The organism is Tardiphaga sp. (genome assembly GCF_041424195.1).
Taxonomy (GTDB): Bacteria; Pseudomonadota; Alphaproteobacteria; order Rhizobiales; family Xanthobacteraceae; genus Tardiphaga.
On record NZ_JBGMOE010000103.1, the window covers coordinates 64,576 to 81,771 of the forward strand.

Sequence of the window (17,196 nt, forward strand, 5' to 3'; positions counted from 1 at the left end):
GCGGTCCATCCTGCCACGCAGGGCGTTGGCGCCCGGGGAGCACGCCGCCGCGTCAGCGTTCCAGCGGTGAGGGGATGGTCGCAAACCCCGGCGGCATCTTCGGCATCCTCTTCCGCGCCTGAAATTCGCAATCGTGCGCCCAACACGCCGTCGATCCCCGATGGCGGCCGAACCTGCACCGGGCGCATCTATGGCCGACAATTCCGGCAATTCGCAGCAACGCTATCTGCGCACCACCGAAGCGGCCCGGTTCCTCGGCCTGTCGGGTCGCACCTTGGAAAAGCACCGCACCTACGGCACCGGGCCGAGCTATCGCAAGCTCGGCGGCCGTGTCGTCTACGCCCTCGAAGACCTGCAGGCCTGGGCCGACATCGGTCTGCGCCAGTCAACGTCCGACCAAGGCAAGGGCGTCGTCCATGCCGCCAAGCCGGTGAGCGGCTTGGGCCCGCTCGTCGGCGGCCGATCCCCGGTGAGGCGATCATAGCCATGATCGCCCGCCGAGCAGACCCCGCAGAAACTGCGCGTAGTGAGTCACCGGGTTTACTGAACGGCAGGCCCGCGCCGTGCGATCCGAGGACCACGCATCTCGCAATCGACCCGTTGACGCATGTCGAATTGACCTGGCAAGCGAAGCGCATCGAACACCGCATCCGGTTTGGTCATCCCGTCGCCACCGCGCGGCTCGATCGTCATCGCCGCCGGGTGTCGTTCGCACCTGGTGCTATTTTCGCCGTCATGCGCTGGGCCGCCAACGACTTCGGCACTGTGCTCTCGCGCATCGACGTCCTCCGTGCAGTCCAGGCGGAGGAGTCCTTCACGACGGTGCCGCTGGTGCAACCGGGTGGCGTCATCCTGCTCACGATCTCCGGTTGGCCGAAAGTCGAGCGGGTCTTGCAGGCGATCGACGGAGTCGAGGCGCTCGGCATCGACCCCGCCGACGCTGCGCCCGAACATTGGCATCACGTCCACAACCGCCTCAGCGTTGGCGATACGCCGCGCACTTACACGATGACGCGCCATAAGGCATGGCTCAAACGGCGGCGAGTTGCGCCATGACACCTCGCGCTGGGTATACCCTCGCTGCGTCACTCGCGGTCGCAAGTCTGCTCGCGACCCTCGGCGCGAACTCACCGCCACATTATATCTGGAATCTCACGCCGAGCGTTCCGCTTGGCCTTTACGCGGTGCAGTCGCCAGACCGTCTCTATGTCACCATGCTGGTCGTCGTGACGCCGCCGGAAGCGCTGGCGACGACGTTGGCGGAGGGCGGCTATCTGCCGCGCGGTGTGCCGCTCCTCAAACGCATCTTCGCCCTTTCCGGGCAAACCGTCTGTCGTTTCGGCGTGCGGATTACGGTTGACGGCATAGCCGCCGCGCCGGCGCGCGAGCGCGATCTGCGCGGCCATCCGCTGCCGGTCTGGCAAGGCTGCCGCCTGATCGCTGATGACGAAATCTTCCTCATGAATTGGGACGAGCCCGACAGCCTCGATGGCCGTTACTTCGGTCCGTTGCCGCGCAGCGCCGTCGTCGCGCGCGCGGTGCCGATCTGGACCGACGAGGCCGGCGACGGACGCTTCGCGTGGCGCGCCCCGACGCAATGACACTTCGCTTTACCCACCCAGCAACGGAGGCCACCATGGCACAGATCGGCACCTTTACCCGCACCGTCGATGGATACACCGGCACCATCCGGACCTTCACGCTCAAACGCGATGTCATCATCATCGTACCGGCCATCGCCAGCGAGACCGATAACGCGCCGAATTACCGCGTCCTTGCCGACGACGTGGAAATCGGCGCGGGATGGAAGCGCACTGGCGACAAAGCTGGCGATTATCTCTCGCTGCTGATCGACGATCCATCATTCGGCCAACCGATCCGCGCAAATTTGTTCCAGGTGGTGAGCGGCGGTGACACGTTCCATCTGATCTGGACCCGTCCATCGCGCCGCGCGCCGCGCGAGTGAATCCGTGGCGCCGCTCGCGAAGCCGCTGCGCGTTGCCGTGATCGTCACCGCATCGCTTGCGGTCCTCATTCCCTTCACGGCCCGCAGCGAGACCGCGCCGGCACACGTCGCCGACGCCGTCGCGCCGTGGTCGCAATTCGTCAGCGAAGCGGCCGAGCGCTTTGCGATTCCTGCGGCATGGATACGTGCCGTGATGCGGGTCGAGAGCCACGGCAACGTCAAAGCCGTGTCGCCAAAAGGCGCGGTCGGGTTGATGCAGATCATGCCCGCCACTTACGCCGAACTGCGCGAGCGCTATGCGCTCGGTGCTGATCCTTACGATCCGCACGATAACATCGTCGCCGGTGCTGCCTACCTCCGTGAAATGCACGACCGCTTCGGCGCATCCGGATTCCTTGCCGCTTATAATGTCGGCCCGGCCCGCTACGAAGACAACCTTGCGACAGGCCGTCCGTTGCCCGACGAGACCCGCAACTACATCGCATCGCTGTCGCCGCTGCTGTCCGACGCGCAAACTGGCGACAACGCGACCGCAGCCGGCGAGCCGAACACCTGGCGCGGGGCGTCGTTATTCGTCGCGCGGTCTCAGCACAAATCCTCGGACGCGCGCCTGTCGTTCACACCGCAATCGTCGCCCGTTGGACACGACCGCGGTGCTGTCGATCTGTCTGCGCTCGCGCCACTTCCCGGCGGCTTATTTGTCAAACAAGCACCTGCACCCGGCAAGCCATAATCCCACATCGTCGTTTTCGTGCTTTCTCGCGCAATCGCGTAAGCCAGGCTGGAGTTCCTGAGAACGCCAGCAAACGAGCGGAGGACGGCAAGATTAAAGCAAACGGTGCCCTTCGGTGCCCGTTTGCAAAAAAGCGTTGTCTGCACATCGGTTAGCGCGAGGGGTCGACGCTTACTAGATGGCCGCGTTGCCGCCTTTGACAGTTTGGTGTTTGGTTTCAATGGTCGAGGCGGCGCTGATCCGTATTTGCTATCTCGGGACCACCAGATTATCAATGCGATTGCAACGACATTCGCATCGATTGCACTGCCGCCGATCTCCAGTATTTGCACGCGCGTCCGCGACGGTCGTCGGACGTAGCTTGCGTTTCGCTTTCGTGCCCGCATACTTTTCGGCATGAGCGACGAGACCTCCGACTTCCGTATCCGCACTGGCCGCATCGGCAATCGCGGCTCCCGCGCCGGCGGACGCCCACGCTCCTTCATCGACCAGGTGCTGAAAGCGTCCGCCAAGGCGAACGGCGCCGCGCTGACGCCAGCGCAATTCTCGAACCGCAGGCGCCGCGGTCCTGGCGCGGCGCGGCCCCGTAAAGGGAAGTGTTCCCGAATCGGCCGCGGGCAGGCTGCGGCCGATCGGCTGAAGCAGTCCGTCGATGGGCGAGGGCCCGGCAATCGGATGCGCCGCGTGATCGTGAAGGCGCGGATCGTCAAGCTCAAGGCTGGTAGCAAGCGCGTGGGCGCCCACCTGCGGTATCTCCAGCGCGACGGCACCACGCGTGATGGCACGCGCGGAACGCTCTACGGGCCGGGCACCGACACCGCCGATGGCCGTGAGTTTCTTGAGCGCTGCCGTGACGATCGCCACCAGTTCCGGTTCATTGTCGCGCCCGAGGATAGTGACCGCCTGCAGGACTTGCGCGGCTTTACCCGTGACGTGATGCGGCAGATGGAAGAAGATCTCGGCACAAAGCTCGATTGGGTCGCGATCGACCATTTTAACACCGGACATCCGCACAACCACGTTGTCATCCGTGGCAAGGACGACCTTGGCAAAGATCTGATCATCGCCCAGGACTACATCACCGATGGCCTCCGCATCCGGGCTCAGGAGCGCGTCACTCTGGAGCTTGGCCCGGAGACCAATCTGGAATTGCGCCGCAAGCTGGAGGCCGAGATGACGGCCGAGCGCTTCACCCGGCTCGACCGCATCCTCGTCGAGGAGGTGTCGTCTCGACGGCTCGATCTACGGCCTGAATCCGGCCAGCTCCGAGCGGATCTCGACAAGACGCTGTTCGTCGGACGTCTCAAGAAACTGGAGCAATACGGGCTAGCCACCGAGAGCGAACCTGGTGTTTGGTCATTCTCCGAGAAGCTGGAGCCTACGCTGCGCGAGCTCGGCGAGCGCGGCGACATCATCAAAGCGATCAATCGCGCACTTTCGGATCGTGGGGAGGAGCGCGCAGTCGGCAGCTACGTCCTGCATGACGCGACTGTGCCGGAGTCGGTCGTCGGCCAAGTCATCGGCAAGCGCCTCGATGATGAGCTTGGCGAACGCATTGGTCTTGTCATCGATGGCGTCGATGGCCGCGTCCATCATGTGGCGCTGGCAGATGCTACAAACAACGAGGTGCCGGCGGCGATGGGAAGCATCGTCCAGATCAGCCGTGAGGGGGTCTCCGGCCCGCGCGCGTCCGATCGGAACATCGTGGAAGTAGCTGGCACCACCGGCATTTACCATCCGAGCGCGCATCTTGAACTCGTCGCGAGCGGTTCTATCCGCGCCCCCGGTGGTGATGCCGACGGCTACGTCCGCAGTCATGTCCGCCGGCTTGAAGCACTGCGTCGTGCCGGCATCGTGGAACGTATCGACGCTGACCGTTGGCGGATCCCCGAGGACCTTGCGTCTCGCGCTGCCGATTATGACGCACGGCGCGGCGCGCAGGCTTCGGTTCGCATTCTCGCCACCCTTGATTTGGAACAGCAAATTGCCGGTGACGGTGCGAGCTGGCTCGATCGCGAACTGGCTACGCGCCAGCGCACGCCGCTCACCGAAGCCGGATTCGGCCAGCAAGTCCGGCAGGCCATGGAGCGACGCAAGGCCACACTGCTCGAGCAGGGCCATGCCTGGCGCGCACCGGACGGCAATATCCGCGCGCCACGCGATCTCGTCGCCCGGCTGGAACGCCAGGAAATTTCACGTGTCGGACCGCAAATGGCAGCCGCCCGTGGGCGTACATTCCAGCATGTCGGCGTCGGCGAACGTCTTAGTGGAACGTTGGTCGGCGGCGCCAATCTCGCCAGCGGACATTTTGCTATGATTGAGACATTCAGTGTGGATGGTGGTCTCGGCTTCAGTCTCGTGCCCTGGCAGTCCTTCCTCGACCAGCGCGTCGGCCAGCACATCACCGGCGTCATGCGTGACAGCGGCGGCATCGACTGGACGGTTGGGCGACAGCGAGGATTGGGGTTGTGAGGAATGCCCGATAGCGTCGCCCTAGGCGCCGCTTCTTATCAGGACCAGGAAGGGAATAACCACAGCCTCGCGACAGACCGACCTTTTTGATTCTCCATGCCAGATGAATCGAACGAGATTGCTTCTTCCGGATGGCGAGCTTGCTGCCGCCGACGAGGCGCGCTGCCATCCCGACGTCCAGGCGACAGTCTGCTGAGTCAGTAATTGCACGCCAGGTCGGCCGATCATACGATCGGCGTGCTCCCCATCTTGCTTTGCAATGCGTCGACAGCTTCCGTGACGGCCAGCCGTTCCGTCAGGAGTAAGCCAGTGCCTGCGACGAAGATCCTTTGGGGACAGATTCTCATTGTCACGTTCATTGTGCTCACGACCACCTGGAGTGCGACGCAGTGGACCGCGTGGCGTCTCGCCTATCAGGCGCAACTCGGTGCGCCCTGGGCTCATATCGGAACCTTGCCACTCTACTCGCCGCCGGCGTTCTTCTGGTGGTGGTTTTCTTACGATGCCTATGCGCCCGGCATCTTCGTCGAAGCCGCATTCATCGCAGCATCCGGAGGCTTCGTCTCAGTCGCGGTCGCCATTGCCATGTCGGTTTGGCGCGCCCGTGAGGCTAAAGAAGCACAAACCTATGGGTCAGCTCGCTGGGCCACGACCAAAGAGATCGCCGCAGCCGGTCTATTAGGCCCCGATGGTGTCTTGCTCGGCAGGATGGAGCACCAATATCTGCGCCACGACGGACCGGAGCATGTGCTTTGTTTCGCCCCAACGCGTAGCGGCAAGGGCGTCGGGCTCGTGGTCCCGACCCTGTTGACGTGGCCGGGCAGTTGCATCGTCCATGATATCAAAGGCGAAAACTGGCAATTGACCGCCGGATGGCGCGCCAGCTTCGGTCGCGTGTTATTGTTCGATCCGACCAATCCGGACTCGTCTGCTTACAATCCGCTGCTCGAGGTGCGTTGCGGCGATAGCGAAGTGCGCGATGTGCAGAATATCGCCGACATCCTGGTCGATCCGGAAGGGGCGCTTGAGCGACGCAATCATTGGGAAAAGACCAGCCACGCCTTGCTGGTCGGTGCCATTCTCCATGTTCTCTACGCGGAGCCTGACAAGACGCTTGCTGGCGTCGCTAATTTTTTGTCGGACCCGAAGCGAACCATTGAAGCAACGCTCCGTGCCATGATGACGACGTTGCACCTAGCAGATCGTCCGCACCCCGTCGTCGCGTCGGCAGCACGCGAACTCCTCAACAAGAGCGAGAACGAACGCTCTGGCGTGCTCTCAACCGCCATGTCGTTTCTCGGCCTCTATCGCGATCCAGTGGTCGCAAAGGTAACGGCTCGATGCGACTGGCGTATCAGCGGTCTTGTCGAGAGTGAGACGCCGGTAACACTTTATCTGGTCGTGCCACCATCTGATATTTCGCGAACCAAGCCGCTCATTCGTCTTGTTCTCAACCAGATCGGTCGACGTTTGACCGAGGATCTGAAAGCCAAAGCGAGGCGCCGGCGCCTACTGTTGATGCTGGATGAGTTTCCCGCGCTCGGTCGGCTGGATTTCTTCGAGTCCGCACTTGCCTTCATGGCTGGCTACGGTCTCAAGAGCTTCCTGATCGCACAATCGCTCAACCAGATAGAGAAGGCCTACGGCCAGAACAACTCTATCCTCGACAATTGCCACGTTCGTGTGGCGTTTGCGACCAATGACGAACGGACGGCCAAACGCGTTTCCGATGCTCTGGGCGTCGCAACCGAACTGCGCGCCATGAAGAACTACGCAGGGCATCGGCTTTCACCATGGCTGGGCCATCTAATGGTGTCGCGTCAGGAAACGGCCCGTCCGCTGCTAACCGCCGGCGAGGTGATGCAGTTGCCACCTGTGGACGAGATCGTTCTTGTTTCGGGCACACAGCCGATCCGCGCGAAGAAAGCTCGCTACTTCGAAGATCGTCGCCTCACCGACCGGATTTTGCCGCCTCCGAGCGTAAAGGCGCCGGAACGAGGCGCGCGAATCCAAGGCGATAGCGATGATTGGACAGCATTACCTATTCCAGCATCCGCCGCGCAGAACGATTGCCCGCCCCGCGCCGAAGATGACAGAGCCAATGGCGGAATCCGCCGTGAACCATCACTGCCCGAACACGAGGCGATCGCGCCCGAAGGGCCGGAGCCGGCGCCATCCGCCGCCGGCGGCGAAGATCGATCAAACGAGATCAGCATTCAATCTGCTGCCATCCGTCAGAGGATGCGCAGCGTCGCGCGCCTAGCTGCGATGGATCCTGACGATGGCATTGCGTTGTGAAGGAGGGGGAATGAGACTGCGAACGAATGTTTACTTTTCGCCGGAAATCTTGCGGCAACTGATCGATCTGTCGGATCGGCGGAAAATTTCTCGGTCTTCCATAGTCGAGGCAGCGGTCACAAGCTTTCTGTCGCCCGACGCAACCGACCGCGCCGAAGCCGCATTTACGCGCCGCCTTGATCGTCTGTCGCGGCAGGTGCAGCGCCTGGAGCGTGACACTGCGATCGGAACCGAGACCTTGGGACTGTTCATTCGTATTTGGATGACAGCGACGCCCTCTATGCCCGCGGAGATGAACGGCGGCGCCGACGCGCAAGGGCAGGCGCGATTCCAGTCGTTTGTTGCGGCGCTTGCAGAACGCCTCAATAAGGGACAAACGCTGCTGCGAGAAATTCCCGATGATGTATGGAATAAAATGGAATTCGCGAAAAACGGTCGCGAGGAGAGCTAGTCGCGCTGATTTTGCTCAGTCTCCCCTGCAGCCTAACAGAACATTGAATCATTTGGCTTAGCTGTTTCACAACATCCCGCTGGGCTTAGCGCCCTTCCAAATGCCCCTAAGGAGCATCAATGTCGCGCATTATCGACGCCTAGATTCACATCCGGACCATCGTCGCTTTCGGGATGGTTCTGTTGGTTACGATCGGTTTGGGTTCGTTTGCGCTTGTTGAGATTTCTGCTGTCGACAAAGCGGCGGATGATCTTGGTGGCAAGGCAATGCCATCCCTATTTCGTCTGAAACACTGCAGTATGCGGCCAAGAAATGTAGTGTCGGATACTGGATGCATAATCCCTCCTGCCGCCACGATCGACGCGTCGTCGGCGAAAGCCCTTCGAATTGCTGCGAGAGCATTCGGCGCGAGAGCCGTGTCGGCATCAATCGTTACAACGATATCCGTGTCGATTTCCGTGATGCCGGCATTGAGCGCCTCGGCCTTGCCGGAGCTCGGCTGCCGAAGAACCCGCAGAAACGGATAGAGTGAACTTCGCGCCCCACGGTGCCTTGCTCCCCAAGCGGCACTCCAAATTGAGAGGCAAGATTGACGGCGGTATCATCGGTCGAGCCATCGTCCACCACCAAAATCTGCTCAGGTTTGTCCGTCTAAGCGCAAAGCGCTGCTAACGTCTCGGGTAACACCAGCGCCTCATTGTAAGCTGCGATGACGATGCCGAGCGAGGGGCTGACCTTGCTCTCATGACCTGACGAGACTTCGCTCATGGTCTTCGAAGTCATCCAGAGACTAGCCAACTTGGGCCACGTCAGCCAGACAACAATGACCATCAGAATGACGTCATAGAGAATGTAAGTGATGCCAGCCGACCATGCGAGGGCGCCCTCCCGCGCCGAAGGCGCGCGTAATGAGGCCAAACCACAAAACGACAACTCCGACGAAAATCAGGGAGCTTACATGTGGCGCTTTGCGCGGGGACAATCGTGGTGAAGCAGAGGTGAAGGCAGCCTTGAATGATGATGGCATCAAACGACTCATATCGAAGGAATGAAGATCATAAAATGGTCGAGCGTGAATGCATCTATTGCACGGTTGACGACCCCATCCCACAAAAAAGTCATATGCGATGCGATCGAAGGTCAGAATAGATTGGCCATGTGAAACGTTCTCACACTCGCCAACGTAGCACCGATTTTCCGCAATCTGTTGTGAATAGGAATGCGGCCATAGGCGGGACGATTAGAAATGCCTCCGAAGGACCGGTCTTCAAACAAAACGAAGCGCTACACACGTGTGTCGATGTTTCTGCACTGGTCCGTTGCGTTTGTGATCGCCGTCAATATTGCGCTGGTCTGGATCGTCGTTTCTTGCCTGACGGTTTCATTCGACCGGTGATCGAGATGCACAAATCGCTAGGAATCACTGTGCTTGGCCTAGTCTTGCTTCACCTTCTGTGGCGGTCTGCGAATCCGCCGCGGGCCCTGCCGGACGACTATCATGCGTGGGAGCGCCGCGCGGCTAAGTCAGGACACTTTGCGCTCTATGTTCTGATTCTTGCCATGCCGTTGTCCGGCTGGTTGCACGACTCCGTCTGGAATAGCGCTGCACAATTTCCGATGAAGCTATTGGCCTCGTATCGCATTCATCGCAAACCTCGACCCGGCTACAAAAGATCACTTGCACGATATCTTTGGGAAGTTTCACACATGGGTGTCTTATCCTTTCTACAGATTGTTTGTCCTTCATGTGGGCGCTGCATTGAAGCACCAATTCTGGGATCACCACCTTCAACTTCAGCGGATGTTGCCGCGGGGCGGGCACAATGAAAAGAAGGGGGCAAATTGAAAAGAAGGCCCACCTCGCTTGCCTGTATCCGCAGATGCCTCGAATCATCTTTGAGGGCGGAGAAGAGGCAGATTCCACTTTAGTGAAAGCGGGCGGCCATGATTAAGAACGTTGAGATGGTGACTTTGCTGCATACGCTTGTGGCAGCTGAGCAGGGCAGCTTCAATCGCGCTGGCGAACTGCTTCGTGTGCCTGCGTCAACCATCAGCCGCCGCGTCAGAAGTCTGGAGACCCATCTGGGTGTCAAACTATTCGACCGCCATCGCCACGGCATTCGTCCAACCGCAGCCAGCGGTGCATTTCTTAAGCCGGTTCGTCGCATTCTGGACGAACTCAACACCGTCTTGATCAATGCCAAGGCCATCGCGCGCGGAAAAGCAGGCTCGCTGAGTATCGGCCTCTATATTTCGCCATCCTCCGGCCATCTGCGCACGTCAATTCGCGAATTCAAGCAAGCGTTCCCAGATGTCGACATGCAGTATGTCGAAGAAGAGCGCGCCCAATTGATGGAGCGGCTCAACGCGGGCTCGATCGATCTGGCTATCGTGGCAGGTCATTTCCGCAGCGGGGCGCATGACGTGATTCCGCTGTGGAACGAGAAGGTCCTGGTTGCCATGGCGGCAACTCATCCTCTCGCCGAAAAGACGACGTTGACTTGGGATGATCTTCGCAATGAACAGATCCTGTTAGGTCGCGATCCCGGTCCGGAGTTGAGAGACCACCTGATTGCCCGGCTGAAAGCATCCGGGGATCTTCCGAACATTCGTCACTCCCATGTCGGTCGGGATTTCGTTCTGAGCCTGCTCGACATTGAGTCTGACATCACGTTGCTCTACGAGGCCGATGCCGGAGTGCGCCACCCGGGCGTGATCTACCGTGAGGTGGCAGATGACCACGGTCCAAGCTTGGTGCCTTATTTCGCGTGCCTGATAGCCAGCAATGACAATCCGGCACTTCCGCGATTCCTGGACCTGCTCCGTCAGCACAAGGGTCCACAGCGTCGACAGAGCCGCATTCGTGGCGACTAGTCCTGTTGCCCGTGCTTCACTCTGCGCGCCTTCAGAAACACGCGGTCGGTTGCCATAAACCGCGCGATCATCGGAGCAATCAATTTGATAGGGTCGGCCTGCCGACCTGTCTCACGTGAGAGTACCTCCGCATATGCAAGGAGATCGCGGTGCACAGCACCCGGCAACTGAGTGGCGATCTTTACAGGTTTGTCATCGGTGTGAGGGCCGAGCTTGAGCTTTGCCATGACGCCTCTTCAAGTTTTGTAAGGTGCGAGCACGAGATCGCGGTTGACGATGACCCGCACCGGGAAGCCCGGCCTGATCGTCAGAATCGACTGCACATTGAGCTGACGGCGCACCAGGGTTTGGCCACTTTGGTTGATGGTGTCCTGGCTGCCGGTCCGCAACGAGCGGACTAACGAATTGTCGCCGCTAAGCACCAATTCGCTGCCGATGCCGAGCAGGGTGGAGATCGCCGCCGCTCCGAGCAGATTGCCCCAGTGATAATCGACGCCGTCCTCGAGACCGGCATAGCCTTGCGTATCGGCACCGGACTGGCGTTCCAGCACGATCGACTTGCCGTTGGGCATGATGATCCTGTTCCAAACCAGCAAGACACGTGACTGACCGAACGAGATCTGGCTGTCGTATTGCCCGATCAGGCGTGCGCCTTGCGGCACCAGCAGGAATTTCCCGGTAGGGCTGTCGAACACATTCTCCGTCACTTGTGCGGAGATTTCGCCCGGCAGATCGGAACGGATACCGGTGATCAGCGCCGCCGGAATGACGGCACCGGCCTGAACGACATAGCGTGACGCCGGCTTCTCGATCCGGTCCGGACTAACGGTCCGCTTGTCGGCGGGTGCGCTGACGAAGGCGAGCTTGCGGTCCTGCATGTTCTGCAACGAATCCGGATCGGGTGGCGGTTTGGTATCCGGCGTTTGGGCATTCGAAGAGGCGGACGCAGATGGTGTTGCGGATGAGGGCGACTGACGCACATTGGTGCTCGCGAACACGCGGCTGACCCGCGCCGCTTCGTTCTCCTGCACGATGCGCTGTTCGCCGGCATCGAGGCTTACGGTGGATGCGCCCTGCGCGGCCAGGATCGGGCGGCCGAGATCGCCGGGAAGGGGCGGGCCGAGCTGCGGCACCGTGCGCGGCGGAGGCGCCGTGTCCCGTGGCAGCCCCGCATAGTCCTTCGGCAGTTTTGCGAGTTCATCCGCGGTGGTCTTGTGGTCGGTGCTGTAGAGTTCAGTGCCGCCGCTCTGGCGCGGGCCGCGCGACTGCAGAGCCCAGATCATCGCCCCTAAAACCGCGATGCCGACCACGCCGCCGAGCCCGGCCAGCACTTTGCGCGAGAGCCGCGTCACTCGCGGGCGTTCCGCCCGCAGCCGAAACTCCTCAGCCAATCTGTCTTCGGATGGAATGCGGGGTTCGCTCACCATAGCTTCCACCCGTCGGTCCGCACGATCCGCACCTTTTGCTGGTTGTCGCCGCCAAGCCGCAGCTCCGCGCCGGCGAACAGGCGGTCGACGATGTAGTAGTTCTGCCTGGCGCGGTAGTTGACGAGCTCGGCATTGCCGTCATTGCCTATCACGAACAGCGGCGGCATTTCGCCCTGGGTGATGCCGTGCGCAAACTCGATATAGACTTTGGTGCCGTCGTCGAACACCTGCGTCGGCCGCCACGGCGGCGTGTCGCCTTCTATGGCGTAGCGAAATCGCAGCTTGCCGAGGTCGAGGCCGCTATCGATCGGTGTGGCGGCATCAGCGTCCGCGCTCTGGCGACGCAGCGCGATGAGCTGGTCCTGCGGATACTGCCACGACACCGAGGCCATGTAGGTCTTCTCGGTGGAGCGCAACTCCATCAGATAGGTGCGCCGGTCGGTGTTGATAACGAGATTGGACGTCAGATCCGGCCGCGTCGGCTTGGCCAGGATGTGAATCCGCTTGGTCGGCCCAGCGCCGCTTTCGGTATCGCCGATCACCCAGCGCACGGTGTCGCCGGCGGCGACCGGACCTGATCCCACAAGCTGCTCGCCCTCCTGCAAGGCGATGTCGGTGACTTGGCCCGGCGCGGTGTAGACTTGGTAGAGGGCGCCATCGACGAACGGATAAACCTGCACCGCGTTGAGATAGCCATGACGTGTGGGCTGCACGCGCGCGGCGTCGTTCGCTTTAGCAACGCGGTCCTTCGGGTCTTTCGGTTCGGGCTTGGCCGAGGTCTTTCCCGGAAGCGGCTTGAGCTGGCCGGGAAGTGGCAGCGGCTTGGGTAGTTCGACCACCTGGATAGGCTTCGGTGCCTCGGCTGATAGAACGGCCGGTTCCAGATCGTCATAGCCGATCTGCGGCGGTTTCCAGCTATTGGCGCATCCGGCGACCGGCAGCGTGCATAGTATAATGTGTAACAAGGAATGGAACCGCATTAGCCGAGCTCCTTCGACCAGTTGAGGGCATGAACAAAGACCCCGAGCGGGTTGCGCCGCAGCTTTTCTGTATCGCGCGGGGTCTCGATGACGATGGTGACAATGGCGGTCCAGCGCTCGGTCGCGCTGAGGCTGCCGTTTTCGTAGCGGCGCTCGGTCCAGGCGATCCGGAACGAATCTTGTGAGGCACGGATCACGCTCGAGACCTCGACCGCGACCTGCACCTTGCCGAGCTTAGCGAAGGGGTCATTGGTGCGGGCATAATCGTTGAGCGCCAGCGCGCCGCGATCGGTGACGAAGTCGTAAGCGGTGAGCCAGTTCTGCCGCACGATGATGGGATCGACCGGGATCGCGCGCACCTGCTCGATGAAGCGCGCCAGGTGCCACGCGATCTGCGCGTCGGTCGGCTTATAGTCGGCAACCGCCGGCGCCACGGCCTGCGCCTGGCCGAGCTGGTCGACTTGCACCACCCACGGCACGATCGTGCCGCGCGAGGCCTGCCAGAGGAGACCGCCGGCGAGACCCGCGGCCAGCGACAGAATGCCGAAGGCGATCAGCCGCCAGTTGCGCGCCTGCACCCGGGCCGAGCCGATGCGCTCGTCCCATACTTGCGCGGCTTTTTGATACGGCGTCTCGGGCGCCGGCGTTTTGCCGTACCGAACGCTCGGCCTTCTGAAGGGATTCATGAACGGTCATCCTGTTTGAGGGGAACGGAATTCGAGCCGCTGCCATGATCGCCGGAGCGAACGGTATGGATCGCGGCGGATGCGCCATGCTTCATGGCCTGGCCGCGGGCCTGACGCTGTGCCCAGGCCGGCGCGCCGGCACTGGGCGAGGACGACGAGGCGGATGCGGAAGAGAGCCCCGCCATCGAAGCGCCGCCGCGCGCTCCGGCGCCGATGGCGCTGCCCGCAATGCTCGCGCCGCCGCTTACCGCCATCGCGCCGGCGACACCGAGTCCACCGGCGGCCACGGCGGTTCCGACAGCCGCTCCGGCGCCAAGCTGCGGTGCGCCCGACACAAGGCCCGCGGCGATCGAAGGGGCGAAGATGCCGAGCCCGAACAGCGACAGCGCCGCCAGCACGATGGCGAGCGCGTCCTCGATGGTTGGCTGATTGCCGCCGAATCCTTGCGTGAACTCGCTGAAAAGCGAGGTGCCGATGCCGACAATGACGGCGAGCACCAGGATCTTGACGCCCGAGGCGACGACATTGCCCAGCACCTTCTCAGCCAGGAACGAGGTCTTGTTGAACAGTGCGAACGGGATCAGCACGAAGCCGGCCAGCGTCGTCAGCTTGAACTCGATCAATGTAATAAAGAGCTGCACCGCCAGGATGAAGAAGGCGATGATCACGATGAGCCAGGCCACCATGAGCACGAAGATCTGCACGAAGTTCTGGAAAAACGAGACGTAGCCCATCAGGCCGGACGCCGCCTCGAGCAGCGGCTTACCGGCATCGACGCCGACCTGCGCGAGCTTGCCCGGCCGCAGGAAATCCGCCGACGACAGCGCCGAGCCTGCGGCCTTGAGGCCTAAGGCGGCGAAGCTCTCGAACACCACACGGCACAGGCTGTTGAAGTTGCCGATGATGAAGGCGAAGAAGCCGATATAGAGCGTCTTCTTGATCAGCCGTGCGATCACGTCCTCGTCCGCCGCCATCGCCCAGAATAGGCCGGCGAGCGTAATGTCGATCGCAATCAGTGTGGCACTGAGATACTGGACGTCGCTGCTGAGAAGCCCGAATCCGGAATCGATGTAGCGGGTGAACACATCGAGGAAATGATCGATGACGCCGGTATTGTTCATAGCTTATTTCCTCACTGGTGGCGGCAGGATGCGCTTGCGCGCTTCGGCGAACGCGCTCTGACAATCCGGGTCGTCAACATTCTTGGTGCCGAGCGTCGAACAGCGCTGAAGCCGCTCATCGAGTGGATCGCTCGCGGGAGGCGGAGCTTTGTCGCGTGCTTGCCGCAATGGAATCGTGCAAGCGGACGCGGAGAGCGCGATCAACAGAAGGGGGGCTATTCGGGCAAATGTCATCGGCGCACCTCAATGAAACATCTGCGCGGATTGCGGCTGATAGCCCTGACCGTTGGTCAGGAACCGGCGGACCTGCTCACGGGCCTGGTCTTCACCGGCGGTCTGCCGCGCCTGTTCGATCGACTGCGCCCGGCCTTGCGCGGCGACCAGCGCGGTCAGATCGGCGAGCTGCCGCGCTTGCACCGCGAGCAATTGATTGCCGGCCTGAGAGACCTGCAGGACGCCGACCGCCGATTGGCTGGCGCTGACCAGCGTGTCGGTGTGTGCCTGCGTGGCCGGGAGATTGTTGACCGTGGCGGCGCCGACGCTCATCGAATGCTGAAACGCCGACACGGAGTTCTGCCAGCGGTCGCGCGCGCCGTTGATCAATTGCTGATCCGACTGCGACACGCTGAAGTTCTGGTATTGCTGGAACGTCTGCTCGATCGCCTGAACGTCATAGGCGATGCGGTCGACTTGTCGGAGCAGGTTCTGAGTCTGGGTAAACGTCCGATCGATGTCGTTGAGCAGCGAGGTCGGGAGGCTGGTGAGATGCCGCGCCTGATTGAGCAGCATCTGGGCCTGGTTCTGCAACGCCGTGAGCTGGTTGTCGATCTGCCTCAGCGTATTGGCCGCCGTCATCAGGTTCTGGCTGTAGTTCGACGGATCGAACACCGCGATCTGAGCCGTGCCGGGAGCAGCCGCAAAGAGGGAGGTTGCGACGATAACAATGGCTGCAACTGAGCGAGTGCGAGTCATGAGGACGGCTCCGTGATAAGGGTGGGAAGAAGATCCGCGGCCCAGGTCGCGCCCTTGCGGCGCAGCCACGCCGCAGCGAAGCCCTCGGGACCATGTTCGGCGACGAGTTCGGCGATGGTCACCTGGTCGGTCTTCGAGGACGCGGCGGTGAAGGCCAGCGCGGCATCGCCGAGGCCGAGTTCGAACAGGCGATTGCCGCGACGTGACTGGCAGTAGTAGTCCCGCTTCGGCGTCGCCCGGCTGATGATCTCGATCTGGCGGTCGTTGAGGCCGAAGCGGCGATACACCGTCATGATTTGTGGTTCGATTGCGCGCTCGTTTGGCAGAAACAACCGTGTCGGACAGCTCTCGACGATGGCGGCGGCGATCGCACTGCCCTCGATGTCGGCGAGCGATTGCGTGGCGAACACCACCGAGGCGTTCTTCTTCCGCAGCGTCTTCAGCCATTCGCGCAATTGTTGCGCGAAGCCGATGTCGTCGAGCGCCAGCCAACCTTCGTCGATGATCAGCAACGTCGGCGAACCGTCGAGTCGGCCTTCGATGCGGTGGAATAGATAGGAGAGGGCAGCAGATGCTGCAGCGCTGCCGATCAGGCCCTCGGTCTCGAACGCCTGCACCGGCGCATCGCCGAGCCGTTCGGCCTCGGCATCGAGCAGGCGGCCGAACGGACCGCCGAGACAATAGGGTCGCAGCGCCTGCTTCAGCGCGCTCGACTGCAGCAGTACCGAAAGACCAGTCAGTGTTCGTTCGCCAACGGGCGCGGAGGCCAGCGACGTCAGCGCGGTCCAGAGATGCTCTTTGGCATCGGGCGTGACGGTGATGCCCTCGCGGGCGAGGATCGACCCGATCCATTCCGCCGCCCAGCCGCGCTCGGCCGCATCGTCGATCGCGGCCAGCGGTTGCAAGGTCACCGACGTCGCGCTGTCATCGGAGAGAGCACCGCCGAGATCGTGCCAGTCGCCGCCCATGGCGATAGCCGCGGCACGGATGCTCCCGCCGAAATCGAACGCGAAGATCTGGCTGTGCGCGTAGCGGCGGAACTGCAGCGCCATCAGCGCCAGCAGCACGGACTTGCCAGCGCCGGTCGGACCGACGATCAGGGTATGGCCAACATCGCCGACATGAATAGAGAACCGGAACGGGGTCGCGCCTTCGGTCTTGGCGAAGAACAGCGGGGGTGCACCGAGGTGCTCGTCCCGTTCCGGCCCCGCCCATA

The 17,196-nt window shown here is 61.9% G+C and carries 19 protein-coding genes and 1 pseudogene; 10 read left to right on the forward strand and 10 right to left on the reverse strand.

What is annotated here, in order from left to right; all coding sequences use genetic code 11:
* Nucleotides 1-190: 190 nt before the first annotated feature.
* The 8 genes from ACEK02_RS15420 (at nucleotide 191) to ACEK02_RS15455 (ending at nucleotide 7,920) form a co-directional block, all read left to right on the forward strand.
* Nucleotides 191-484: an AlpA family transcriptional regulator gene (locus ACEK02_RS15420; RefSeq protein ID WP_211379301.1), complete on the forward strand. Its 294-nt coding sequence runs from the start codon at nucleotides 191-193 to the stop codon at nucleotides 482-484.
* A gap of 107 nt (nucleotides 485-591) precedes the next feature.
* Nucleotides 592-1,056 (forward strand): DUF2840 domain-containing protein, encoded by a 465-nt coding sequence (locus tag ACEK02_RS15425; RefSeq protein WP_211379320.1) that lies wholly within the window; start codon nucleotides 592-594, stop codon nucleotides 1,054-1,056.
* Nucleotides 1,053-1,601 carry a S26 family signal peptidase gene (locus tag ACEK02_RS15430; RefSeq protein ID WP_211379302.1) on the forward strand — a complete coding sequence of 183 codons (549 nt, stop codon included), beginning with the start codon at nucleotides 1,053-1,055 and terminating at the stop codon, nucleotides 1,599-1,601. The genes ACEK02_RS15425 and ACEK02_RS15430 overlap by 4 nt, the downstream gene beginning before the upstream one ends.
* Before the next feature lie 35 nt (nucleotides 1,602-1,636).
* Nucleotides 1,637-1,966, forward strand: coding sequence for a DUF736 domain-containing protein (locus ACEK02_RS15435; RefSeq protein WP_211379321.1), 330 nt, complete (start codon nucleotides 1,637-1,639; stop codon nucleotides 1,964-1,966).
* Nucleotides 1,967-1,970: 4 nt separating this feature from the next.
* Entirely contained in the window at nucleotides 1,971-2,699 is a 729-nt protein-coding gene (locus ACEK02_RS15440) for a lytic transglycosylase domain-containing protein (protein WP_211379303.1), read from the forward strand.
* A 396-nt stretch (nucleotides 2,700-3,095) separates the two neighbouring features.
* On the forward strand, nucleotides 3,096-5,171 hold the full coding sequence (locus tag ACEK02_RS15445; protein ID WP_211379304.1) for a relaxase/mobilization nuclease and DUF3363 domain-containing protein: 2,076 nt from the start codon (nucleotides 3,096-3,098) through the stop codon (nucleotides 5,169-5,171).
* Between the two features lie 309 nt (nucleotides 5,172-5,480).
* Nucleotides 5,481-7,469, forward strand: a complete 1,989-nt coding sequence (locus tag ACEK02_RS15450; protein ID WP_211379305.1) for a conjugal transfer protein TraG — start codon at nucleotides 5,481-5,483, stop codon at nucleotides 7,467-7,469.
* 10 nt (nucleotides 7,470-7,479) lie between these two features.
* A complete protein-coding gene (locus tag ACEK02_RS15455; RefSeq protein WP_211379306.1) occupies nucleotides 7,480-7,920 on the forward strand; it encodes a CopG family transcriptional regulator in 441 nt (146 codons plus the stop codon).
* A gap of 145 nt (nucleotides 7,921-8,065) precedes the next feature.
* Here the strand turns inward: ACEK02_RS15455 and ACEK02_RS15460 are convergent, their stop codons facing one another.
* Together ACEK02_RS15460 and ACEK02_RS15465 are read right to left on the reverse strand one after the other, a co-directional pair.
* Nucleotides 8,066-8,497, reverse strand: a complete 432-nt coding sequence (locus ACEK02_RS15460) for a glycosyltransferase (RefSeq protein ID WP_211379322.1) — start codon at nucleotides 8,495-8,497, stop codon at nucleotides 8,066-8,068.
* A 74-nt stretch (nucleotides 8,498-8,571) separates the two neighbouring features.
* Nucleotides 8,572-8,838 carry a hypothetical protein gene (locus ACEK02_RS15465; RefSeq protein ID WP_371422509.1) on the reverse strand — a complete coding sequence of 89 codons (267 nt, stop codon included), beginning with the start codon at nucleotides 8,836-8,838 and terminating at the stop codon, nucleotides 8,572-8,574.
* A gap of 291 nt (nucleotides 8,839-9,129) precedes the next feature.
* Here ACEK02_RS15465 and ACEK02_RS15470 point away from each other — a divergent pair.
* Both ACEK02_RS15470 and ACEK02_RS15475 read left to right on the forward strand, forming a co-directional pair.
* Nucleotides 9,130-9,766: pseudogene (locus ACEK02_RS15470) on the forward strand (cytochrome b).
* A gap of 98 nt (nucleotides 9,767-9,864) precedes the next feature.
* Complete coding sequence (locus ACEK02_RS15475) at nucleotides 9,865-10,794, forward strand: LysR family transcriptional regulator (RefSeq protein ID WP_211379308.1); 930 nt, start codon at nucleotides 9,865-9,867, stop codon at nucleotides 10,792-10,794.
* Here the strand turns inward: ACEK02_RS15475 and ACEK02_RS15480 are convergent.
* The 8 genes from ACEK02_RS15480 to ACEK02_RS15515 all read right to left on the reverse strand — a co-directional run.
* Nucleotides 10,791-11,021 (reverse strand): DUF2274 domain-containing protein, encoded by a 231-nt coding sequence (locus ACEK02_RS15480; protein ID WP_211379309.1) that lies wholly within the window; start codon nucleotides 11,019-11,021, stop codon nucleotides 10,791-10,793. The genes ACEK02_RS15475 and ACEK02_RS15480 overlap by 4 nt on opposite strands.
* Nucleotides 11,022-11,030: 9 nt before the next feature.
* Entirely contained in the window at nucleotides 11,031-12,221 is a 1,191-nt protein-coding gene (locus tag ACEK02_RS15485; RefSeq protein ID WP_211379310.1) for a TrbI/VirB10 family protein, read from the reverse strand.
* On the reverse strand, nucleotides 12,215-13,201 hold the full coding sequence (trbG, locus tag ACEK02_RS15490) for a P-type conjugative transfer protein TrbG (protein WP_211379311.1): 987 nt from the start codon (nucleotides 13,199-13,201) through the stop codon (nucleotides 12,215-12,217). Before trbG ends, ACEK02_RS15485 begins: the two co-directional genes overlap by 7 nt.
* On the reverse strand, nucleotides 13,201-13,887 hold the full coding sequence (gene trbF / locus ACEK02_RS15495) for a conjugal transfer protein TrbF (RefSeq protein ID WP_211379312.1): 687 nt from the start codon (nucleotides 13,885-13,887) through the stop codon (nucleotides 13,201-13,203). Before trbF ends, trbG begins: the two co-directional genes overlap by 1 nt.
* Complete coding sequence (trbL, locus tag ACEK02_RS15500; protein ID WP_211379313.1) at nucleotides 13,884-15,008, reverse strand: P-type conjugative transfer protein TrbL; 1,125 nt, start codon at nucleotides 15,006-15,008, stop codon at nucleotides 13,884-13,886. The genes trbF and trbL overlap by 4 nt, the downstream gene beginning before the upstream one ends.
* A gap of 3 nt (nucleotides 15,009-15,011) precedes the next feature.
* On the reverse strand, nucleotides 15,012-15,242 hold the full coding sequence (gene trbK-alt / locus ACEK02_RS15505; protein WP_211379314.1) for a putative entry exclusion protein TrbK-alt: 231 nt from the start codon (nucleotides 15,240-15,242) through the stop codon (nucleotides 15,012-15,014).
* Nucleotides 15,243-15,251: 9 nt separating this feature from the next.
* Nucleotides 15,252-15,980, reverse strand: a complete 729-nt coding sequence (trbJ, locus tag ACEK02_RS15510; RefSeq protein ID WP_211379315.1) for a P-type conjugative transfer protein TrbJ — start codon at nucleotides 15,978-15,980, stop codon at nucleotides 15,252-15,254.
* On the reverse strand, nucleotides 15,977-17,196 hold a 1,220-nt coding region (locus ACEK02_RS15515), incomplete at its 5' end, for a TraM recognition domain-containing protein (protein WP_371422510.1). The genes ACEK02_RS15515 and trbJ, both read right to left, overlap by 4 nt.